This window comes from Mycolicibacterium bacteremicum, from assembly GCF_002086115.1.
GTDB lineage: Bacteria > Actinomycetota > Actinomycetes > Mycobacteriales > Mycobacteriaceae > Mycobacterium > Mycobacterium bacteremicum.
In genome coordinates this window covers 1-18,089 of the sequence record NZ_MVHJ01000026.1, presented here as the reverse complement: position 1 = coordinate 18,089, position 18,089 = coordinate 1, and the positions used below count along the sequence as shown (strand labels likewise).

Sequence of the window (18,089 nt, the reverse complement as noted above, 5' to 3'; positions counted from 1 at the left end):
GGTGGGACACAGGTACAGATCGAGGGGGCCTGCGCAGAACCGGTGCGCATCCACCCCTCCGTGGAGAGGACAACGATGTCCAACGAACACCACCTGGCGACCCGCCGCCCCAAGGACGATCCGCTGTTCGCCCTCGTCGGGATGATCCGGCACGCGGTGGCCGATCCGGTCCGGTCGGCCGGCGGCAACAAGGCCGACGTCGAGGCGATCGCCGTCGCGGCGGCCTATGCGGCGTGGTGCTGGGGAGCCGCCACCGACGAGTCGGCGCCCCAGCCGCTGCGCTGCGGTTGATCCGGCACGCCGCTGGGTAAACTCGCGGCGTGGCGATCAGCGATGCGGACCTCGACTTTCTGCGCCACTGTGTGCAACTGGCACGCACCGCGCTGGATCTCGGTGACGAGCCGTTCGGATCGATTCTCGTCGACGGCTCCGGCGCCACGGTGTTCACCGACCACAACCACGTCAAGGGCGGCGACGCCACCCAGCACCCGGAGTTCGCCATCGCGCGGTGGGCGGCCGAACATCTGACGCCGGCCGAGCGCACGGCGGCGACGGTCTACACCTCCGGGGAACACTGCCCGATGTGTTCGGCCGCGCACGCCTGGGTCGGCCTCGGCCGCATCGTCTATGTGGTGTCCGCAGAGCAGCTCACTCAGTGGTGCGCCGCATGGGGCACACCCCCGACACCGGTGGCGCCGTTGCCCATCACCGCCGTGGCCCCGGCACTGACCGTCGACGGGCCCGCGCCCGAACTGCAGGACGAGATGCGCGGCCTCTACGAGCAGGCGTTCCGACCGTGACCGATCCGGACTGGGTGCGCCACGTCATCTGGTGGCAGGTTTATCCGCTGGGTTTCGTGGGTGCCTTCCCCGCCGAGCCGGCGCCGGGCGCCGACGAACACCGGCTGTTACGGATCGTGGACTGGCTGGATCACGCACTCGAGCTCGGCGCGTCGGGCCTGGCGCTGGGCCCGGTCTTCAGCTCCCGCACCCACGGTTATGACACCACCGATCACTTTCGCATCGACCCGCGACTGGGCACCGACGACGATTTCGACCGACTGATGGACGAATGTCGACGCCGTGGCTTGCGGGTTCTGCTCGACGGTGTCTTCAACCACGTCGGCACCGACTTCGCCCGCTACCGCGCGGCCCTCGACGGTGGCCCCAAGGATTGGTTCCGATTCGGGCGCAATGGTTTTGGCACCTTCGAAGGCCACGGAGAGCTGATTGCACTCAACCACGACAACCCCGACGTGGTGGCCTACACCGTCGAGGTGATGGATCACTGGCTGCGCCGCGGCGCGCACGGCTGGCGCCTGGATGCCGCCTATGCGGTCGCACCGCAGTTCTGGCAGCGGGTACTGCCCGAGGTCCGACGGCGCCATCCCGACGCCTGGTTCCTGGGCGAGGTCATCCACGGGGATTACGCGGCGCAGGTCGCGGCGGCCGGCTACGACTCGGTGACCCAGTACGAGCTGTGGAAAGCCATCTGGAGTGCGCTGAACGACAAGAACTTTCACGAGCTGGACTGGGCACTGCAGCGGCACGCCGACTTTCTGCGGTCCTTCGTCCCGCTGACGTTCGTCGGTAACCACGACGTCACCCGGATCGCCAGCCGCCTCGACGACGTCCGGCACCTGGAACACGCCCTGGTGCTACTGCTCACCTGCGGCGGCACGCCGAACATCTACGCGGGCGACGAGTGGGCCTGGCGCGCAGTCAAGGAGGATCGCGCCGGCGGTGATGATGCGGTGCGCCCGGAGTTCGGCGCTCCCCCGGGCGAACCACACGACGTGTTACGGCTGCACCAGTATCTGATCGGGCTGCGCCGCCGGAACCCGTGGCTGCATACCGCGTCCACCGAGGCGCTGACGTTGACCAACACCGGTTACGTGTACCGGACCGGTGCCGACGGACATGCGCTGGTGGTGGCGCTCAACGTCGACGACGCACCGCTCCGGGCCGCCCTGCCCGAGCCCGGCCGGGTGGTCGCCGGGTCCGGTGCGCCGCCGAGCGAGCGCGTGGAGCACCTGGTGGTGCCACCGCACGGCTGGGTGATCGTCGACTACGGCTGATCATCTTTGGACCAGGTATAGGGCTGCTCGGGTACCCCACGGTCGCCCAACATGAAGGCCCGGTGATAACGGTCGCCGCGGCCGATCGCGGCCATCCAGGTCATCACCGTACTGATCCGATTGCGCACCCCGGTGAGAAAGGCGATGTGGATGAAACCCCATCCCAGCCAGCCGATGCGCCCGGACAGCCGGATCGGCCCGACCTGCAGCAGGGCGTTTCCCCGGCTGATGTACGCGGCCGAGCCGAGGTCACGGTAGCGGTAGTTGCGGCGCGGCTTGCCGTCCAGATCGCGACGGATACACGAGGCCACGTGCAGACCGCCCTGCATCGCGTTCTCGGCGACGCCGGGAAAGTCACCACCGACCAGATCTCCGATGACGAAGACCTGTGGGTGCCCGGGCACCGACAGGTCGGGGGCCACGCTGATCCGGCCGGCCCGGTCGGTCTCGGCGTCCAGGGTCTGCGCGACGTGCCGGGCGAACGGGACCGCCTCGACACCGGCGGTCCACAACACGGTCCGGGTGCCGTACTGCTCGGCCGGACCGCCCGACTTCGGGGTCACCGTCACGCCGTCGCGACCGACATCGGTCACGTGCACGCCCATCCGCAATTCGACACCCAGTGACTCCAGCGTGCGGGTCGCCTTCTCGGTGAGTCCCGGCGCGAAACTCTTGAGCACGCGGTCGCCCCCGTCGAACAGCAGGACCCGGGCGTCCTCGGGGTCGATGCTGTGGAATTCGTTGGCCAATGTACGCGTCGCCACCTCGCGGATCTGGCCGGCGATCTCGACACCGGTCGGTCCGCCGCCGGCCACGGCGAAGGTGAGCCAGCCGTCGCGCTCGGGTCCCGGCGGCAGCGTCTCGGCGATCTCGAAGGCGGTGAACAACCGCTGCCGGATGCACAGCGCGTCGTCGAGGGTCTTCATTCCCGGTGCCCACTCGGCGAAATGCTCCTTGCCGAAGTAGGACTGTTGCATGCCGGCGGCCAGGACCAGCACGTCGTAGTCGAGCACGAAGGTCGTCTCGTCGGGGCGCATCACCGTCACCGTGTGCGCATCCGCGTCGTGCCCGACGGCCTCGCCGAGCAGGGTCCGCACGTTCGGGTGACGCGAAAGTTCTTCGCGCAGTGAGCGACTGATATGTCCGATGCTCAGTGTGCCGGTCGCGCACTGGTAGAGCAGCGGCTGGAACAGGTGCCCGGCCGCACGGTCGAGCAGTGTGACGTCCACGTCTGCCCGCCCCAGCCGGCGCGCGCAGAACAGGCCGCCGAAGCCACCGCCGATGATGAGCACCTTCGTCCGTCGCTCGCTCATCGTCTCGAGGGTAGACCCACCGGCGGTCGGCTCTCCGTCGATCTCGTCTGCGCGTCGCGCCGTGGCCGACCGTGCGGTCTGCGGCGGCGACCCGGTCTCGACGTCGAGTCGCAATCGTTGCTCAACCGCGATACACCACGCCGCGCCGGTACGCGTGTGACTGGTGGGGCGCGTGTTGAACTTTGCACCGAAGAAAGCAACGGCGATTGCTTGGACACGAAAGGTGGGTTGGTTGCCGTTATGAAGACCATCAGGAAAATCCGTGGCGGTTGGCTCCGCAGACTGGCGGTGGTTGCCGCGTCGATGCTGGCGCTGCCCGGGCTGATCGGTTTCGCCGGGGGTTCGGCGACCGCTGGTGCATTCTCGCGGCCCGGTCTGCCCGTCGAATATCTCGACGTGTTCTCCCAGTCGATGAACCGCAACATCCGCGTGCAGTTCCAGGGCGGCGGACCGCACGCGGTCTACCTGCTCGACGGTCTGCGCGCGCAGGACGATTACAACGGCTGGGACATCAACACCCCCGCCTTCGAGTGGTACTACCAGTCCGGTCTGTCCACGATCATGCCGGTCGGTGGCCAGTCCAGCTTCTACGCCGACTGGTACCAGCCGTCGAAGGGCAACGGGCAGAACTACACCTACAAGTGGGAGACGTTCCTGACCCAGGAACTGCCCGCCTACCTGGAAGCCACCAAGGGCGTGTCGCGCACCGGTAATGCGGTGGTCGGTCTGTCGATGGCCGGTAGCGCGTCGCTGAACTACGCGATCCACCATCCGCAGCAGTTCATCTACGCCGCTTCGCTTTCCGGGTTCCTGAACCCCTCCGAGGGCTGGTGGCCGATGCTGATCGGTCTGGCGATGAACGACGCCGGCGGGTTCAACGCCGAGAGCATGTGGGGTCCGTCGTCGGATCCGGCGTGGAAGCGCAACGACCCGATGGTCAACATCAACCAGCTGGTCGCCAACAACACCCGCGTGTGGATCTACTGCGGCACCGGCACCCCGTCGGACCTGGATGTCCAGGGCAACGTCGGCAACCTGATGGCCGCGCAGTTCCTGGAGGGCTTCACGCTGCGGACCAACGTCAGCTTCCGCGACAAGTACGTCGCGGCCGGTGGCACCAACGGCGTCTTCAACTTCCCGGCCCAGGGCACCCACAGCTGGGGCTACTGGGGCCAGCAGTTGCAGATGATGAAGCCGGACATCCAGCGCGTGCTGGGAGCGCAGGCCGTCGCCTAGCTCTCACCTCAAAACCCAGGGAGCCTGCCGTACCCCCCGAACGGCAGGCTCCCTGCTTTTGTCTGTTCGTCAGAGTGACGTTTCTGCGCTTTCCGGGGTCGGGATGGCGCAGAAACGTCACTCTCGCGGCTACCCGGCCGTTTGCGACCACTGGCCTCGGCCATCGCCATAGGGTGCTGACATGACCGCTGAAGACGACGGACCCACGCTGCACATCCGGCACCGCGTCGACCCGGGTGCACTGGCGCTCGCCACCGTCGGCGGCGCGGTCGCCTTCATCTATGCCGGCGATGACTGGGACATCCTGGCCGTCGTGATCGGGCTGATGCTGCTGCTGATCCTGCTCGCCCACCATCACGCCGCGCCGACGGACGGCAGCCCGCGGTCCTACCTGCTCCGGCTGGCCTTCGGTGCCACAACGGGTCTGGCGTTCAGCATCGCCGTCGCTCCCCTGATCGAATACGGCATCATCACCCCGTTCTTCCACACCGAGGACGACGACGGCTTCTCGATGGACGCCTGGCACACCACCGTGGCGCTGTCGGTGGTGTGGGTGGTTGCCGCCGCCTTGCTGGCAGTGTTCGAACCGCGGATCGCCCGCTGGCTGGACCGCGGGCGGTGAAATTCAGTTGCACATGGTGCCGACAGGGGCGTTGAGTAGTCCCCATGGACGCGCAACGACAGCACGAGGGTGGCTGGGATAGTCTGCGCGCCAATGCCATCGGCTCGATGTGGGGCCGGTCGCCGGTCGGATCCGACGCGGTCGGACATCGGCGCGCCGACCCGAACGCAAGCCGTGACGCGACAGTAGGCGCGCGCCCTGGTCGGATCAACCGCTTGTCGGTTCCGCGGCCGCGGTGACGCGCACGGCGCCGTCGACGACGTCGGCGACGATCTGTTCGGGTGCGTCTCCGTCGACGCGCGCGCTGAGCAGATGTTCGGCCACCGGCGCGCTCAGGTGGGCCCGAATCGTCCGGCGCAGGCCCCGGGCGCCGTATACCGGATCGAAACCGCTGCCCTGCAGGAACCCGATGACATCGTCGGTGACGGTGAGTCGGACCGATTCACGAGCCAGTCGCCGCACCAGGATCTGGACCTCGCGCGTCGTGACCTCGCGGGCGGTGTCGCTGGTGAACGGATCCATCACGACGACCTCGTCGAGGCGGTTGAAGAACTCCGGGTCGAAGAACGACTCGACGGCCGCGCGCACGATGTCACGATGACTGCCCGCTCTGTCCGTCGTGGAGCGCCGGGGCCGCCGCGGACGCCGGCTACCCGCACGCTGGCTGCGGGCCACCTCGTGCGAGCCGAGGTTGGAGGTGATGAAGACGTGGCAGTTACGGAAGCTGATCCGTTCCCGGCCGTTGGCCAGGCGCAGCTCGCCGCAATCCAGGATGTGCAGGAGTGCGCGGATGACGGTGGTGTCGGCCTTCTCGATCTCGTCGAGCAGCACGATCCCCGGGGTGAACGGGTCACCTTCGATCCGGTCCCGGTCGAACAGCGTGAACGACTCCTTGCTGCCGGCATAACCCGGTGGCGCGCCGGAGAACGAGGCGGCGTAATGCTCCTGGGCCAGTGCCGCCATGTCGATGCGGCACAGATCGTCGGGGCCGGAGCGTAACTCGGCGGCGACCTGACGGACGAGTTCGGTTTTGCCGACCCCGGTCGGCCCCACGAGCAGCACGCTCGACAGGGGCCGTCCGGGGTCGGCGACACCGGCATGTGCGATGGCCAACGCCCGGGTCACGGCCGCCAACGCCTCGCTCTGGCCCAGGATCCTGGTGCCGAGACGTCGCCGGAACTCCGACGGGTCGAAGGTGTTGGCGCTCGGCGTCTTCACGTCAGTGCCGGTGGCTTCGACCGTGGCGTTCTGATCATGGAACATGTCGGTGAGGAAGGGCATCGGAGTTCGCTAGGCCTCGGCACTCTGCTCGACGGGCAGTGCACCGACCCGGCAGTCGGCCACACCGACGGTGTCCCGGGTGATCGACTCGACGACTTCCTGCGCCTTCTGCGCATCGGTGACCCAGAGCTTGTAGAACTCGAAGGGGCAGTCCGCCACGCCCTTGTCCCCGTCGCCGGCGGCGTGCACGCCGGAATAGCCGCGGTGCAGCAGCTTGAACAGGTGGTTCTGCGACTGGTCGTGGTGCCGCGCGTCGCGGATGGCCGACAGGGACAGCTGGGCGAACTGGATGCCGTACTCCTCCTCCCCGGTCTCACCGAGGGTGCGGCCGTCGAACCCGACGATCGCCGAATGTCCGAAATAGGAGTAGACGCCGTCGAATCCGGCCGCATTGGCCACCGCGACGTAACAGTTGTTGGCCCAGGCCATCGCCTTGGCCATCATCACCTGTTGGTCCTTGGCCGGGTACATGTAGCCCTGGCAGCGCACAATCAGCTCGGCGCCCTTCATCGCACAGTCGCGCCAGATCTCCGGGTAGTTGCCGTCATCGCAGATGATCAGCGAGATCTTCATGCCCTTGGGCCCCTGGCTGACGTATGTCGTATCCCCGGGGTACCAGCCTTCGATGGGGCACCACGGCAGGATCTTGCGGTACTTCTGCACGATCTGGCCGGTGTCGTCGATGAGCACCAGGGTGTTGTACGGGGGCTTGTTCGGGTGGTCCTCATGTCGCTCGCCGGTGATGGAGAAGACGCCCCACGTCTTGGCTTTCCGGCAGGCGGCGGCGAAGATATCGGTTTCGTCGCCCGGAATGGTCGCCGCGGTGGCGTACATCTCGTCGGGGTCGTACATGATGCCCTGGGTCGAGTATTCGGGAAAGACAACCAGATCCATGCCGGGCAGGCCGGACTTCATGCCGACCACCATGTCGGCGATCTTGCGGGCGTTGTCGAGCACCTCCTGTTTGGTGTGCAGACGCGGCATCTTGTAGTTGACGACCGCCACCCCGACGGTGTCCGGGCTCGACGAGATGTCACCGTGGCGCATTTGATCTCCTCCTTGTTGGGTGAAACATATTGACGTGCTTCGAATATTCAGCTGTAGATGGGTCGGGTGGGCACCTGCGCCCGGGAGCGCCGCGGGGTCGCACTCATGAGCTTCGCCACGACCAGGAGCAGCGAGAGCCCCACCGCCCAGGCCACCGCGATGGCTGCCGATGTGCGATGGTTGCCGGTCATTGCGAGGAAGGCCGGCACGGCGCAGGTGGGCAGGCTCAACAGGGTGACCGCCCAGCCGGTGAAGGCCGTCAACTCCTGGCGACCCAGGCCCAGCACGAGAAAGAACAGCAGCCACAACACCGCCCAGGACAGCCAGATGACGCCGAACACCGGATCGGCCGAGACGGTGAAGGACAGCACCGAATACACCACCGCTGCCATCGCGACGAACAGTGAAAACCAGCCGAGGCCTTCGGGTTCCAGACCAGCCAGGTTGACGATGCCGACGTAGAGGTAGGTGAACCCGAACAGGTAGAGCCCGGAGGCGGCCAATGTGGTGGCGGTGTCACCGCCGCCCTGGATGAGCATCACCGTCGGCACGATGCACTGCAGGGCGCCGACGAACAGGTTCAGCACGGCGGCAGACCGGGCAGGGATCCGGCCCAGCAGCATCAGCCCGTTGACGAAGAGAACGGCCCCGACGTACAGCAAGCCGACATTGTTCATGACCCACTCCGCGGTTCGAATTCAGATGGAATATCTCCAAATGAAACTAAGTGACAGGCACCACAGTGTCAACACCCCACGGCGGAGGTCACATCGCGTCAGCGTCGACCCAGTGTGGTCAGCACATCGAAATCGAAGCCGTCGGCCACCGCCAGATGCACCGGCTGCTCGGTCACATCGGGACGGAAGGCCACTGTGCCCCTTGGGCTTTCGTAGGCAACACAATCATCGGTCGACACGTCGCGCAGGCGGCCGGCCCGATGGATCAGTCGCGCCAGCAATTGTGGCCCCTCGTAACAGGATTCGGATATCCCGGTCAGTGGCGGTGCGGCCGGGCCGTGCATGTCCCGGTAGCGCTGCATCAAGTCCATCGAACCGGCACCCACCATCGACCGGAAGTAGGACGCGGCCGCGAACAACCCGCGGGTGCCGTCCTCGCCGCTGGCCAACAGCATGCTCTCGTCCATCAACGGACTGAACCGCAGAAACTCACGATCGGCACCCAGCTGCGCGCACGCGCGGTTGAACTCCACCGCATCCTGGCCCACCAGCAGCATCAGCACCGCGTCACAACCGGAGCGCACCGCGTCGGCGACCACTCCGGCCATCTCCGCGTTGCCGAGATCGACGAACCGACCGCCGACGATCTGCAGGTCCAGATCATCGGCGTAGCGGCGGACCGCGGCCAGCGAGGACCGCGGCCATACATAATCGTCGCCGACGATGAACCAGCGGCGCACCCCCGCATTGTCGCGCAACCAGCGCAGCGCCGGCGCGATCTGCCCATCGGGAGTCTCACCGCAGCAATAGATGTCGCGTCGGGTTTCCCCGCCTTCATAGAGCGCGGGATAAGCGTACGGGGCCCGGCCCGCGACCACCGGCGCCAGCGCGTTGCGCACCGACGAGATGTGCCAGCCGCTGACCGCGTGCGCGCGCCCCGCAGTGATCAGCGCGTCGACCTCGCGGGCGACGACCGCGGGCGGCGCTCCCCCATCGATGATCTCGACGCACACCTCGCGGCCCAGAACCCCGCCGGCGCGGTTCAGATCGTCGACCACCAACCGGCTGACGGCTTCGCATGACGGACCGAACACCCCGCCGGGGCCCTGCAGTGGCACGACCATGGCCAGCCGCCATGCCTCGTCGCGACCCGAGGTCGCAGAGTGCCTGTTCACTGCGTCGTCCTCACCGGAACCGTTGACGAATCGGCTGCTATCATTTCCACTTGGAAGTATTGCCCGTACCGGGTGATCGGGGCAAGGTCGGGAGGAGATGCCGTTCATGCCGAACGAGCGGGCTGCCGACCTCACAGCGACCACATCGGTACCGGCCGTGCTGCGGGCAGCCCGTAAGTTGACCGCCGGCCTGGAGGCCGAATTACAGCGCGAACAACTCGGCATCGATCACTGGCTGGCCGTGGAGGCGCTCGCCGCCGCCGCCGGGTTGACCATGGCCGAGTTGCAGGCGCAGACCGCGACGGCCGGACCGACGCTGACCCGGGTGGTCGACAAGCTCATCAGCCTGTCGCTGGCATACCGCGAGGTCGACGCGGTGGACCGGCGAAAGGTCCGGGTCTACCTGAGCCCGCGCGGCGACGACCTACGCGCCCGGCTTTCACCGGCGTTGGCCGAGGTCGAGGACCGGTGGCTCGCTGCGGAGGGCAGCGCGCTGCGCAAGTCGCTGACCCGCCGCGGATCCCGTTCTATCGGCTGACCCGGTTCGTCGAGCAACATCCGACCTGACGCCACAGTGTGCGTTCGCCCACAGCGCACCGCCCCCCACCTCGGGAACAACCTGGACCCACACTTAGTTGAGTGCATCAGAATCAACTTTGGAGGTTTGATGTCTGAAGCCATCGCAGTCCCGGTCCTGTTCGTCAGTGAACCCATCGTGCTGCCCGGCATGGTGGTGCCCATCGAGCTCGACGACGCTGCCCGTGCCGCGGTCGACGCCGCGCAAGCCAGCGAGACCGGCAAGCTGCTCATCGCCCCGCGCCTGGACGACCGCTACCCCACCTACGGCGTGCTGGCCTCGATCGTGCAGGTCGGCCGTGTTCCCGGGGGCGGCGCCGCTGCCGTCGTCAAGGGTGAGACCCGCGCGCACATCGGCTCCGGCACCACCGGACCAGGCGCGGCACTGTGGGTCGAGGTGGAACCGGTCGCCGAAGCCGAGGTCTCCGCGGAGACCACAGCCCTGGCGGCCGAGTACAAGAAGCTGCTGCTGGCCATGCTGCAGCGTCGCGAGGCGTGGCAGATCGTGGATGTGGTCAACAAGATCAGCGATCCGTCCGCACTGGCCGACACGGCCGGTTACGCGTCGTACCTGACCGACGTGCAGAAGCGTGAGTTGCTGGAAACCTCCGATGTCGGTCGTCGGCTCCAGCTCTTGATCGACTGGACCGGCGAGCACCTGGCCGAGACCGAGGTGAACGACAAGATCGCCGAGGACGTCCGGGCCGGAATGGACAAGCAGCAGAAGGAATTCCTGCTGCGCCAACAGCTGGCGGCCATCCGCAAGGAACTCGGCGAGGGTGAACCCGAGGGATCTGAGGATTACCGGGCCCGCGTCGAGGCCGCCGATCTGCCCGAGAAGGTCCGCGAGGCCGCGCTGCGCGAGGTCGGCAAGCTGGAGCGCTCCAGCGATCAGAGCCCCGAGGGCGGCTGGATCCGGACCTGGCTGGACACGGTGCTGGACCTGCCGTGGAACGAGCGCACCGAGGATTCCGCGGACCTCAAGGGGGCTCGCGAGATCTTGGACGCCGATCACCATGGGCTGGACGACGTCAAGGATCGCATCGTCGAGTATCTGGCGGTGCGGGCTCGCCGGGCTCAGCGCAACATGTCGGTCGTCGGCGGCCGCGGCTCCGGTGCGGTGATGGTGCTGGCCGGCCCTCCCGGTGTCGGTAAGACCTCGCTGGGCGAGTCGGTGGCGCGCGCCCTGGGCCGCAAGTTCGTCCGCGTCGCCCTCGGCGGTGTGCGCGACGAGGCCGAGATCCGCGGGCACCGGCGCACCTATGTCGGCGCGCTGCCCGGCCGCATCGTGCGGGCCATCGGCGAGGCGGGTTCGATGAACCCGGTCGTGCTGCTCGACGAGATCGACAAGGTCGGCTCCGACTACCGCGGTGACCCGTCCTCGGCCCTGCTGGAGGTGCTGGACCCGGCACAGAACCACACGTTCCGCGACCACTACCTGGAGCTGGACCTGGATCTGTCCGATGTGGTGTTCCTGGCGACCGCCAACGTCATCGAGAACATCCCGTCGGCGCTGCTGGACCGCATGGAGCTGATCCAGATCGACGGGTACACCGAGGACGACAAGGTGGCCATCGCCCGGGATTACCTGCTGCCGCGACAGGCCGAGCGGGCGGCGTTGACGGCCGAGGAGATCACGGTCACCGACGCCGCGCTGCGCAAAATCGCCGCCGACTACACCCGCGAGCCGGGTGTGCGCCAGTTCGAGCGGCTGCTGGCCAAGGCGTTGCGGAAGGTGACGACCAAGCTGGCCGTCGAGCCGGCGGCCATCACGGTCGACGAGCCGGATCTCGTCGAGTACCTGGGCCGTCCGCGGTTCACCCCGGACTCCGACGAACGCACCGCGGTGCCGGGCGTGGCGACCGGTCTGGCCGTCACCGGCCTGGGCGGCGACGTGCTTTACATCGAGGCCGGATCGGTCGACGCCGAACCGGGTCTGAAGCTCACCGGTCAGCTGGGTGACGTGATGAAGGAGTCGGCGCAGATCGCGCTGTCCTACGTGCGGGCGCATGCCGAGCAGCTGGGCGTCGACCCGACGTCGCTGGATCGCCAGATCCACGTGCACGTGCCGGCCGGCGCGGTGCCCAAGGACGGTCCGTCGGCCGGCGTCACGATGGTGACGGCGCTGGTGTCGATGGCCACCGGTCGCCAGGTCCGCGGCGATGTCGGGATGACCGGTGAGGTCACGCTGAACGGCCGGGTGCTGCCCATCGGCGGCGTCAAGCAGAAACTGCTTGCCGCTCAACGGGCCGGGCTGAAGACGGTCTTCATCCCGCAGCGCAACGAGCCCGACCTGGATGAGGTTCCGGCCGAGGTGCTCGACGCGCTGGAGGTCCGGCCGATGACCGATGTGGCCGAGATCGTCGCGCTGGCACTGGAGCCGGCCGCCCAGGGTGCGACTGCGGCGGCATAACCCGACGAGCGTGCGTGTTTGTAGGTCCTGACACGGTGTGTCGACCAGCAGACACGCACGCTCGGCGGAAAGAGGCGCCCACCTCGGACCGGCCCTCGGGTGGGCACCTACCGTGTGATCATGACCGGTAAGACGCACCGCTACGAACTGGACATCACCTGGACCGGTAACACCGGAACCGGCACCAGCGGCTACCGCGACTACGAACGCGCCCACGAGATCAGCGGTGCCGGCAAACCGATGATCCCCGGCAGCTCGGATCCGTCCTTCCGCGGCGATCCGCACCGGTGGAACCCGGAGGAACTGCTGGTGGCCTCCCTGTCCCAGTGCCACATGCTGTGGTTTCTGGGGTTGTGCGCACAGGACGGCATCGTCGTCACCGGCTATACCGACCACCCGTCGGGCACGATGGCCGAAACCCCGGATGGCGGCGGGCATTTCACCGAGGTCGTGTTGCGACCCGCGGTACGCGTCAAGGACCCCCGACACATCGATGCATTGCCCGCGCTCCATGAGCGGGCGCATCACCTGTGCTTCATCGCGAACTCGGTCAATTTCGACGTCCGCTGCGTGCCCGGCACTGCTTAGAATCTCGGCATGACCGACCTGAACGCGCTCAAACGCCGCGTCCAGCGTGGTGTCGTCAACCCGGTGGGGCGCCGGCTGCCGGTGACCACGCTGGAGACCACCGGCCGAAAGTCCGGGGAGCCGCGGCGCACCGCGGTCGGCGGACGGGTGGTGCACATCCGGCCGGCCCAACTACCCCCACTCAACAGTGCAGTCGTACGCGCGATGGGCAGCGACCTGCTGACCATCCGGGTGGACCTGGACTGAGATGGCCTACGACCGGGATCTCGCCGACCGCGTACGGGAGCTGCTCGGCGGGGCCGACGAGCGCCGGATGTTCGGCGGGCTGGCCTTCCTGATCAACGGGAACATGGCCGTGTGCGTATCCGGTCAGGGTGGCCTGATGGTGCGGGTACCGGCCGAGGACACCGCGGGCCTGCTCGGCCGCGAACATGTCGAGCCGATGGTGATGTCGGGCCGCGAGGTTCGTGGCTGGGTCCGGGTGTCGGCGGCCGGGGTGTCCACCGGGCGCGCACTGCGCGCCTGGGTCGATCGCGGCGTCCGCCATGCGAGGTCGTTGCCGCCGAAGTAGCCGACGTTTGTGCCGGACCGCGCCCGGGGTACCTCCACCTGATGTCTGGTCCACAGAACACGGCCGAACGGCTGCTCCGGAAGGCCGGCACGACGTATGCCGAGGATGCCGGTATCACGCTCAAGGACACTCCGGCCCCGCTGTTCCAGCTACTGACGCTGGCCATGCTGGCCAGTAAGCCCATCGGCGCCGACATCGCCACCGCCGCAGCGCGCGAACTACACAAAGCCGGCCTGGGTACCCCGGATGCGGTGGTGCGATCCCGCCGACAGACGATGATCGCCTGCTTCGGGCGTGCGCGCTACACCCGTTACGACGAGAGCTCGGCGACCCGACTGACCGAACTGGCCACCCGGGTCCGCGAGCAGTACTCCGGCGACCTGCGCGCCCTCGCCCAGAACTCCGAACACGATGTGGCAGCGGCCAAACGCGCATTACAGGAGTTCAAGGGAATCGGCCCGACGGGGGCGGACATCTTCTTGCGCGAGGTGCAGGACGTGTGGCCCTGGGTGCGGCCCTATTTCGACGACCGGGCGATCAAGGCTGCCCGCGAACTGGGTCTCCCCGCCGACCCGGAGGGCCTGCATCGCTTGGCGCCACGCAGATCGGCCAAGCTGGCCGCCGCGCTGGTGCGGGTATCACTCGATGACGACCTGCGCGACACCCTCATACCCCGGCAGATGGAGAAGACGACATGACCAAGCCCAGCTTCGTGATCATCGGCGGCGGACTGGCCGGCGCCAAGGCCGCCGAAGCGCTGCGCGACAACGACTTCGACGGCAGCATCATCCTGTTCGGCACCGAGTCCGCGCTGCCCTACGAGCGGCCACCTCTGTCCAAGGACTATCTGCTCGGCAAGGCCACACCATCGGATTTCACCGTCCAGGACGCGGACTGGTATCGCGAACACGATGTGGAGCTGCGGCTGGGCACCGAGGTGAGCACCATCGACACCGCCGCGCATGCGGTCGCCTTCGACCAGGGCCGACACGAGCACTACGATAAGCTGTTGCTGGCCACCGGATCACGGCCACGCCGGTTGGACATTCCAGGAGCCGACGCCGACGGGGTGCACCTGTTGCGTACGATCGCCGATGCGGATGCCTTGCTGTCGGCACTCGAGCACGGGCAGCGGTTGGCCATCGTCGGCGCGGGCTGGATCGGCCTGGAGGTCGCCGCCGCGGCGCGATCCCGCGATATCGCCGTCACCGTGGTCGAGAGCGCGGACCTGCCGCTGCTGAAGGCGCTGGGCCGGGAGAACGCCGAGGTGTTCACCGGTCTGCACACCGGGCACGGTGTCGAGTTCAAGTTCGGCGCGACCGTCGAGGGCATCACCACCACCGCCGGTGGACCGGCGACCGGACTGCGCCTCGGCGACGGCTCCACGGTGCCCGCCGACGCCGTATTGATCGCGGTGGGCGCGGAGCCGAACCTGGGGCTGGCCGAACGGGCCGGTCTGGACATCGTCGACGGTGGGCTCGCGGTGGATGCGTCGCTGAAGACCAGCGATGACGACATCTTCGCCGCCGGCGACATCGTCGCGGCCCAACATCCGCTGTTCGGCACCAGGATCCGCACCGAGCACTGGGCCAACGCCCAGAAACAACCCACGGTCGCCGTGGCCGGCATGATGGGAAACCCGGGTGTCTACGACGAGCTGCCCTACTTCTACACCGATCAGTACGACCTGGGCATGGAATACGTGGGTCACGCCCCCGAATACGACGCCGTCGTCTTCCGCGGCGATGTCGGCAAGCGCGAATACACCTCCTTCTGGCTGGACAAGAAGGACCGCGTGCTGGCGGGGATGAACGTGAACATCTGGGAGGGCCTCGACGACATCAAGGCCGTGATCCGCTCGGGAAAGAAGGTCGACCGGGAGCGACTGGCCGACCCGAAAACGCCACTCGCCGAACTGTTTAGCTGATGCGGATAGGGTGGTACCCATGCCTCCCTCCCCGACCACCGTCGTCGTCACCGGCGCCGCCGGCCAGATCGGCTATGCGGCGCTGTTCCGGATCGCCGCGGGCGCGATGCTCGGCCACGACACCCCGGTCGTGCTGCGACTGCTCGAACTGCCCGATGCGGTCCGCGCCGCCGAAGGCGTGGTGATGGAACTCGACGACGGTGCGTTCCCGTTGTTGGTCGGCACCGAGATCCACGACGACCCGGTGCGGGCCTTCGACGGAGCGAACGTCGCGCTGCTCATCGGCGCCCGGCCACGGACCAGGGGGATGGAGCGCGCCGACCTGCTCGGCGCGAACGCGCAGATCTTCGCCACCGCGGGCGCGGCGCTCAACGCCGGCGCCTCGCACGACGTGCGCGTGCTCGTCGTCGGAAACCCGGCCAACACCAATGCACTGGTGGCATCGGCACACGCCCCCGACATTCCGTCCGAACGGTTCACGGCGCTCACGCGCCTCGACCACAACCGTGCTGTCGCCGCGCTGGCCCGGCACGCCCGGGTGCCGGTCACCCAGATCAGCCGGATGACGATCTGGGGCAATCACTCCCCCACCCAGTACCCCGATATCTTCCACGCCGTCGTCGGCGGGCGTTCCGGGGCCGACTATGCCGCCGACACCCGTTGGCTCGCCGACGATTTCATACCGACGGTGGCCCGCCGGGGCACCGCGATCATCGAGGCCCGCGGCGCGAGTTCGGCGGCCTCGGCGGCCAACGGGGCCATCGATCACATCGACGACTGGGTGCACGGCACGCCGGAGGGCGACTGGACCTCGGTGGCGCTCCCCTCACCGGGCACCTACGGCGTCGACGAGGGCCTGGTGTCTTCCTTCCCGTGCCGGTCGGTGGGCGGGCGCTGGGAGATCGTCGAAGGTCTGGACATCAACGCCTTCTCCCGTGCCCGGATCGACGCCTCGGTGGCCGAACTGCGCGAGGAACGCGATGCCGTGGCAGCACTGGGGCTGCTGTAGGTCAGCCCAGCGTGGCGGTACCGTCGGCGCGCACGGTGACCTTTGCGCCGGCGATGTCCTCGTCCACGCTGGCCTGTGCCTCGGAGCGGTCGGTGAGCACGGCCAGGGTGCGGGTGTCCTGTGCGGTGCGCACCGCCAGGAACGCCTTCTCCGGCGCACCGTCCCGATCGAACGGCGTCGTCCAGGTTTCCACCGTGCCCACACCGGCCCATTCGACGTCGGCGGCCCGGGTGGGTTCGGCATCGACCCGTGACTGCACGTCCTCCCAGCGGAATTCGTGGCCCGGCGGCTCGGTTCCGTAAACCCCGAAGCTGTGCTTGGTGAGATATCCGCCGTTGGCGGTGATCAGTCCGCGGCTGCCGGGTTGGGCGAGCAACCGTTCGGCCATCGTGGCGATCGAGTGCGTCACGTAGTTGTTCCACGGTCCGCCGGCGAATGTCAGACCACCGGTGACCGTCAGCGGCCTTTGCGGGTCATCGAGAGCCAGGCCGAGTTCGTTGGCCGCGACCTGCACCGCCGACGGGAAGCAGGAGTAGACGTCGACCAGCGCGATGTCCTCGATCGCCGTGCCGGACAGTTCCAGCGCGCGTTGCCCGCCGATCCGGATGGCGGGTGAGCCGTGGAACTCGGCGCGGTGGCTGATCTCGTAGGTGTCGTGCGCGTCGGACCCGGCGTACGGGAAAATCCAACGGTCCGTCGGGATCTGGAGGTAGGTTGCCTTCTCCGCGGACATCAGGATCAGTGCGGCACCCTGATCGACCATGTTGTTGGAATTCATCAGCTTGGTGTAGGGCGAGCTGATCATCCGGTTCTTGGGCCCCGGGTTCGCTATCTCGTCGGCGGACACCGGCTCCTGATTCCAGGCGTGTGGATTCCCCGCGGCGACCGCGCTGAATCGCGACCACAGTTCACCGATGCGCCGCTGATGCTCGGCCGGCGTGGCACCCGAGGAGATGCGCAACGCCTGCTCGAACATCGGGTACACGAACGCCGGCCGGTCCAGCTGGATGCGTAGTTCACCGGGGCCGGCGAGCGCGAACTCGTCATCCGAGCCCGGCGCCAGCGGCACCGACTCGTCCTGCTTGGTGCCGACGAGCTTCTCCCCGCGGGCTCGCAGACGCGTTCTGCTGCGCCAGGTTTCGCCGCCGCTGATCAGCACCACATCATTGCGACCCTGCTGGATGTCGAGGCAGGCCTGGTTCACCAGCGACTGCGGCACGTTGCCGCCGATCGGGGTGTAGCGGGTGGACGCGGAGTCGGCACCGATGCGCTGCGCCAGCAGCAGGCCGGGGTCGCGGTAGCGCCAGGACAGCAGGTTCACGATCCGCACCGAGTCGACCGCTGCCAGCACCCGTGGGTCGGCGGCGGCGCGGGCGGCCGCCTCCATCAGGTCGACGGGCTCGGTCGTGGCGCTCTCCTCGCGCTGATTGGTCTGGCCGAACCCGACGAGCACCGGGGTCCTGGGGTCGATGGTCACTGTGGCTCCTCTCCACGAGCGTGCGGAAACTTGGGTGCGGGCGCGGCGTGTCGGGCGCAGACACGCACGCTCGCCGTTGGGGGTGGGTGGTATCAGGCGG

19 protein-coding genes are annotated in these 18,089 nt (G+C 67.9%); 13 read left to right on the top strand and 6 right to left on the bottom strand.

The window, feature by feature from the left end:
* The first annotated feature begins 75 nt into the window (after positions 1-75).
* The 3 genes from BST17_RS22530 to BST17_RS22520 are packed head-to-tail and all read left to right on the top strand — an operon-like array spanning position 76 to position 2,077.
* A complete protein-coding gene (locus BST17_RS22530) occupies positions 76-291 on the top strand; it encodes a hypothetical protein (protein WP_083061128.1) in 216 nt (71 codons plus the stop codon).
* A 29-nt stretch (positions 292-320) separates the two neighbouring features.
* Positions 321-800: a nucleoside deaminase gene (locus BST17_RS22525; protein ID WP_083061127.1), complete on the top strand. Its 480-nt coding sequence runs from the start codon at positions 321-323 to the stop codon at positions 798-800.
* Positions 797-2,077 carry an alpha-amylase family glycosyl hydrolase gene (locus BST17_RS22520; RefSeq protein ID WP_083061126.1) on the top strand — a complete coding sequence of 427 codons (1,281 nt, stop codon included), beginning with the start codon at positions 797-799 and terminating at the stop codon, positions 2,075-2,077. Before BST17_RS22525 ends, BST17_RS22520 begins: the two co-directional genes overlap by 4 nt.
* Here the strand turns inward: BST17_RS22520 and BST17_RS22515 are convergent.
* On the bottom strand, positions 2,068-3,390 hold the full coding sequence (locus tag BST17_RS22515; RefSeq protein ID WP_083061178.1) for an NAD(P)/FAD-dependent oxidoreductase: 1,323 nt from the start codon (positions 3,388-3,390) through the stop codon (positions 2,068-2,070). The genes BST17_RS22520 and BST17_RS22515 overlap by 10 nt on opposite strands.
* Positions 3,391-3,630: 240 nt before the next feature.
* Between BST17_RS22515 and BST17_RS22510 the strand changes: the two genes are divergently transcribed.
* Positions 3,631-4,626 carry an esterase family protein gene (locus BST17_RS22510; RefSeq protein ID WP_083061125.1) on the top strand — a complete coding sequence of 332 codons (996 nt, stop codon included), beginning with the start codon at positions 3,631-3,633 and terminating at the stop codon, positions 4,624-4,626.
* A gap of 181 nt (positions 4,627-4,807) precedes the next feature.
* Positions 4,808-5,248, top strand: a complete 441-nt coding sequence (locus BST17_RS22505; protein WP_083061124.1) for a hypothetical protein — start codon at positions 4,808-4,810, stop codon at positions 5,246-5,248.
* Positions 5,249-5,455: 207 nt separating this feature from the next.
* Here BST17_RS22505 and BST17_RS22500 read toward each other — a convergent pair whose 3' ends face one another.
* From BST17_RS22500 to BST17_RS22485, 4 genes are all read right to left on the bottom strand, one after another.
* A complete protein-coding gene (locus BST17_RS22500; RefSeq protein WP_083061123.1) occupies positions 5,456-6,529 on the bottom strand; it encodes an AAA family ATPase in 1,074 nt (357 codons plus the stop codon).
* A gap of 9 nt (positions 6,530-6,538) precedes the next feature.
* On the bottom strand, positions 6,539-7,576 hold the full coding sequence (locus BST17_RS22495; protein ID WP_083061122.1) for an aliphatic amidase: 1,038 nt from the start codon (positions 7,574-7,576) through the stop codon (positions 6,539-6,541).
* Positions 7,577-7,623: 47 nt separating this feature from the next.
* Entirely contained in the window at positions 7,624-8,253 is a 630-nt protein-coding gene (locus BST17_RS22490; protein WP_083061121.1) for an AmiS/UreI family transporter, read from the bottom strand.
* A gap of 98 nt (positions 8,254-8,351) precedes the next feature.
* Positions 8,352-9,377, bottom strand: a complete 1,026-nt coding sequence (locus BST17_RS22485) for a substrate-binding domain-containing protein (protein ID WP_083061177.1) — start codon at positions 9,375-9,377, stop codon at positions 8,352-8,354.
* Between the two features lie 148 nt (positions 9,378-9,525).
* Here BST17_RS22485 and BST17_RS22480 point away from each other — a divergent pair, with 148 nt between their 5' ends.
* The 8 genes from BST17_RS22480 (at position 9,526) to BST17_RS22445 (ending at position 16,512) form a co-directional block, all read left to right on the top strand.
* Positions 9,526-9,966, top strand: coding sequence for a MarR family winged helix-turn-helix transcriptional regulator (locus BST17_RS22480; protein ID WP_234807777.1), 441 nt, complete (start codon positions 9,526-9,528; stop codon positions 9,964-9,966).
* A 129-nt stretch (positions 9,967-10,095) separates the two neighbouring features.
* Positions 10,096-12,417 carry an endopeptidase La gene (lon, locus tag BST17_RS22475; RefSeq protein WP_083061120.1) on the top strand — a complete coding sequence of 774 codons (2,322 nt, stop codon included), beginning with the start codon at positions 10,096-10,098 and terminating at the stop codon, positions 12,415-12,417.
* A gap of 120 nt (positions 12,418-12,537) precedes the next feature.
* Positions 12,538-13,005: an OsmC family protein gene (locus BST17_RS22470; protein ID WP_083061175.1), complete on the top strand. Its 468-nt coding sequence runs from the start codon at positions 12,538-12,540 to the stop codon at positions 13,003-13,005.
* 9 nt (positions 13,006-13,014) lie between these two features.
* On the top strand, positions 13,015-13,251 hold the full coding sequence (locus BST17_RS22465) for a nitroreductase/quinone reductase family protein (protein WP_083061119.1): 237 nt from the start codon (positions 13,015-13,017) through the stop codon (positions 13,249-13,251).
* 1 nt (position 13,252) lies between these two features.
* Positions 13,253-13,576: a TfoX/Sxy family protein gene (locus BST17_RS22460; protein WP_083061118.1), complete on the top strand. Its 324-nt coding sequence runs from the start codon at positions 13,253-13,255 to the stop codon at positions 13,574-13,576.
* A 41-nt stretch (positions 13,577-13,617) separates the two neighbouring features.
* Entirely contained in the window at positions 13,618-14,274 is a 657-nt protein-coding gene (locus BST17_RS22455) for a DNA glycosylase family protein (RefSeq protein ID WP_083061117.1), read from the top strand.
* Positions 14,271-15,503 (top strand): NAD(P)/FAD-dependent oxidoreductase, encoded by a 1,233-nt coding sequence (locus BST17_RS22450; protein WP_083061116.1) that lies wholly within the window; start codon positions 14,271-14,273, stop codon positions 15,501-15,503. Before BST17_RS22455 ends, BST17_RS22450 begins: the two co-directional genes overlap by 4 nt.
* A gap of 19 nt (positions 15,504-15,522) precedes the next feature.
* Positions 15,523-16,512, top strand: a complete 990-nt coding sequence (locus tag BST17_RS22445; RefSeq protein WP_083061115.1) for a malate dehydrogenase — start codon at positions 15,523-15,525, stop codon at positions 16,510-16,512.
* 1 nt (position 16,513) lies between these two features.
* Here the strand turns inward: BST17_RS22445 and BST17_RS22440 are convergent, their stop codons facing one another.
* On the bottom strand, positions 16,514-17,989 hold the full coding sequence (locus BST17_RS22440) for an acetyl-CoA acetyltransferase (RefSeq protein ID WP_083061114.1): 1,476 nt from the start codon (positions 17,987-17,989) through the stop codon (positions 16,514-16,516).
* Positions 17,990-18,089: the final 100 nt, after the last annotated feature.

Excerpts from the sequence above, each read along its gene's own strand:
- BST17_RS22530 (WP_083061128.1), top strand. The coding sequence starts at position 76 with ATGTCCAACGAACACCACCTGGCGACCCGCCGCCCCAAGGACGATCCG.
- BST17_RS22515 (WP_083061178.1), bottom strand. The coding sequence starts at position 3,390 with ATGAGCGAGCGACGGACGAAGGTGCTCATCATCGGCGGTGGCTTCGGC.
- BST17_RS22510 (WP_083061125.1), top strand. The coding sequence starts at position 3,631 with ATGAAGACCATCAGGAAAATCCGTGGCGGTTGGCTCCGCAGACTGGCG.
- BST17_RS22505 (WP_083061124.1), top strand. The coding sequence starts at position 4,808 with ATGACCGCTGAAGACGACGGACCCACGCTGCACATCCGGCACCGCGTC.
- BST17_RS22500 (WP_083061123.1), bottom strand. The coding sequence starts at position 6,529 with ATGCCCTTCCTCACCGACATGTTCCATGATCAGAACGCCACGGTCGAA.
- BST17_RS22495 (WP_083061122.1), bottom strand. The coding sequence starts at position 7,576 with ATGCGCCACGGTGACATCTCGTCGAGCCCGGACACCGTCGGGGTGGCG.
- BST17_RS22490 (WP_083061121.1), bottom strand. The coding sequence starts at position 8,253 with ATGAACAATGTCGGCTTGCTGTACGTCGGGGCCGTTCTCTTCGTCAAC.
- BST17_RS22485 (WP_083061177.1), bottom strand. The coding sequence starts at position 9,377 with ATGGTCGTGCCACTGCAGGGCCCCGGCGGGGTGTTCGGTCCGTCATGC.
- BST17_RS22480 (WP_234807777.1), top strand. The coding sequence starts at position 9,526 with ATGCCGTTCATGCCGAACGAGCGGGCTGCCGACCTCACAGCGACCACA.
- lon (WP_083061120.1), top strand. The coding sequence starts at position 10,096 with ATGTCTGAAGCCATCGCAGTCCCGGTCCTGTTCGTCAGTGAACCCATC.
- BST17_RS22470 (WP_083061175.1), top strand. The coding sequence starts at position 12,538 with ATGACCGGTAAGACGCACCGCTACGAACTGGACATCACCTGGACCGGT.
- BST17_RS22465 (WP_083061119.1), top strand. The coding sequence starts at position 13,015 with ATGACCGACCTGAACGCGCTCAAACGCCGCGTCCAGCGTGGTGTCGTC.
- BST17_RS22460 (WP_083061118.1), top strand. The coding sequence starts at position 13,253 with ATGGCCTACGACCGGGATCTCGCCGACCGCGTACGGGAGCTGCTCGGC.
- BST17_RS22455 (WP_083061117.1), top strand. The coding sequence starts at position 13,618 with ATGTCTGGTCCACAGAACACGGCCGAACGGCTGCTCCGGAAGGCCGGC.
- BST17_RS22450 (WP_083061116.1), top strand. The coding sequence starts at position 14,271 with ATGACCAAGCCCAGCTTCGTGATCATCGGCGGCGGACTGGCCGGCGCC.
- BST17_RS22445 (WP_083061115.1), top strand. The coding sequence starts at position 15,523 with ATGCCTCCCTCCCCGACCACCGTCGTCGTCACCGGCGCCGCCGGCCAG.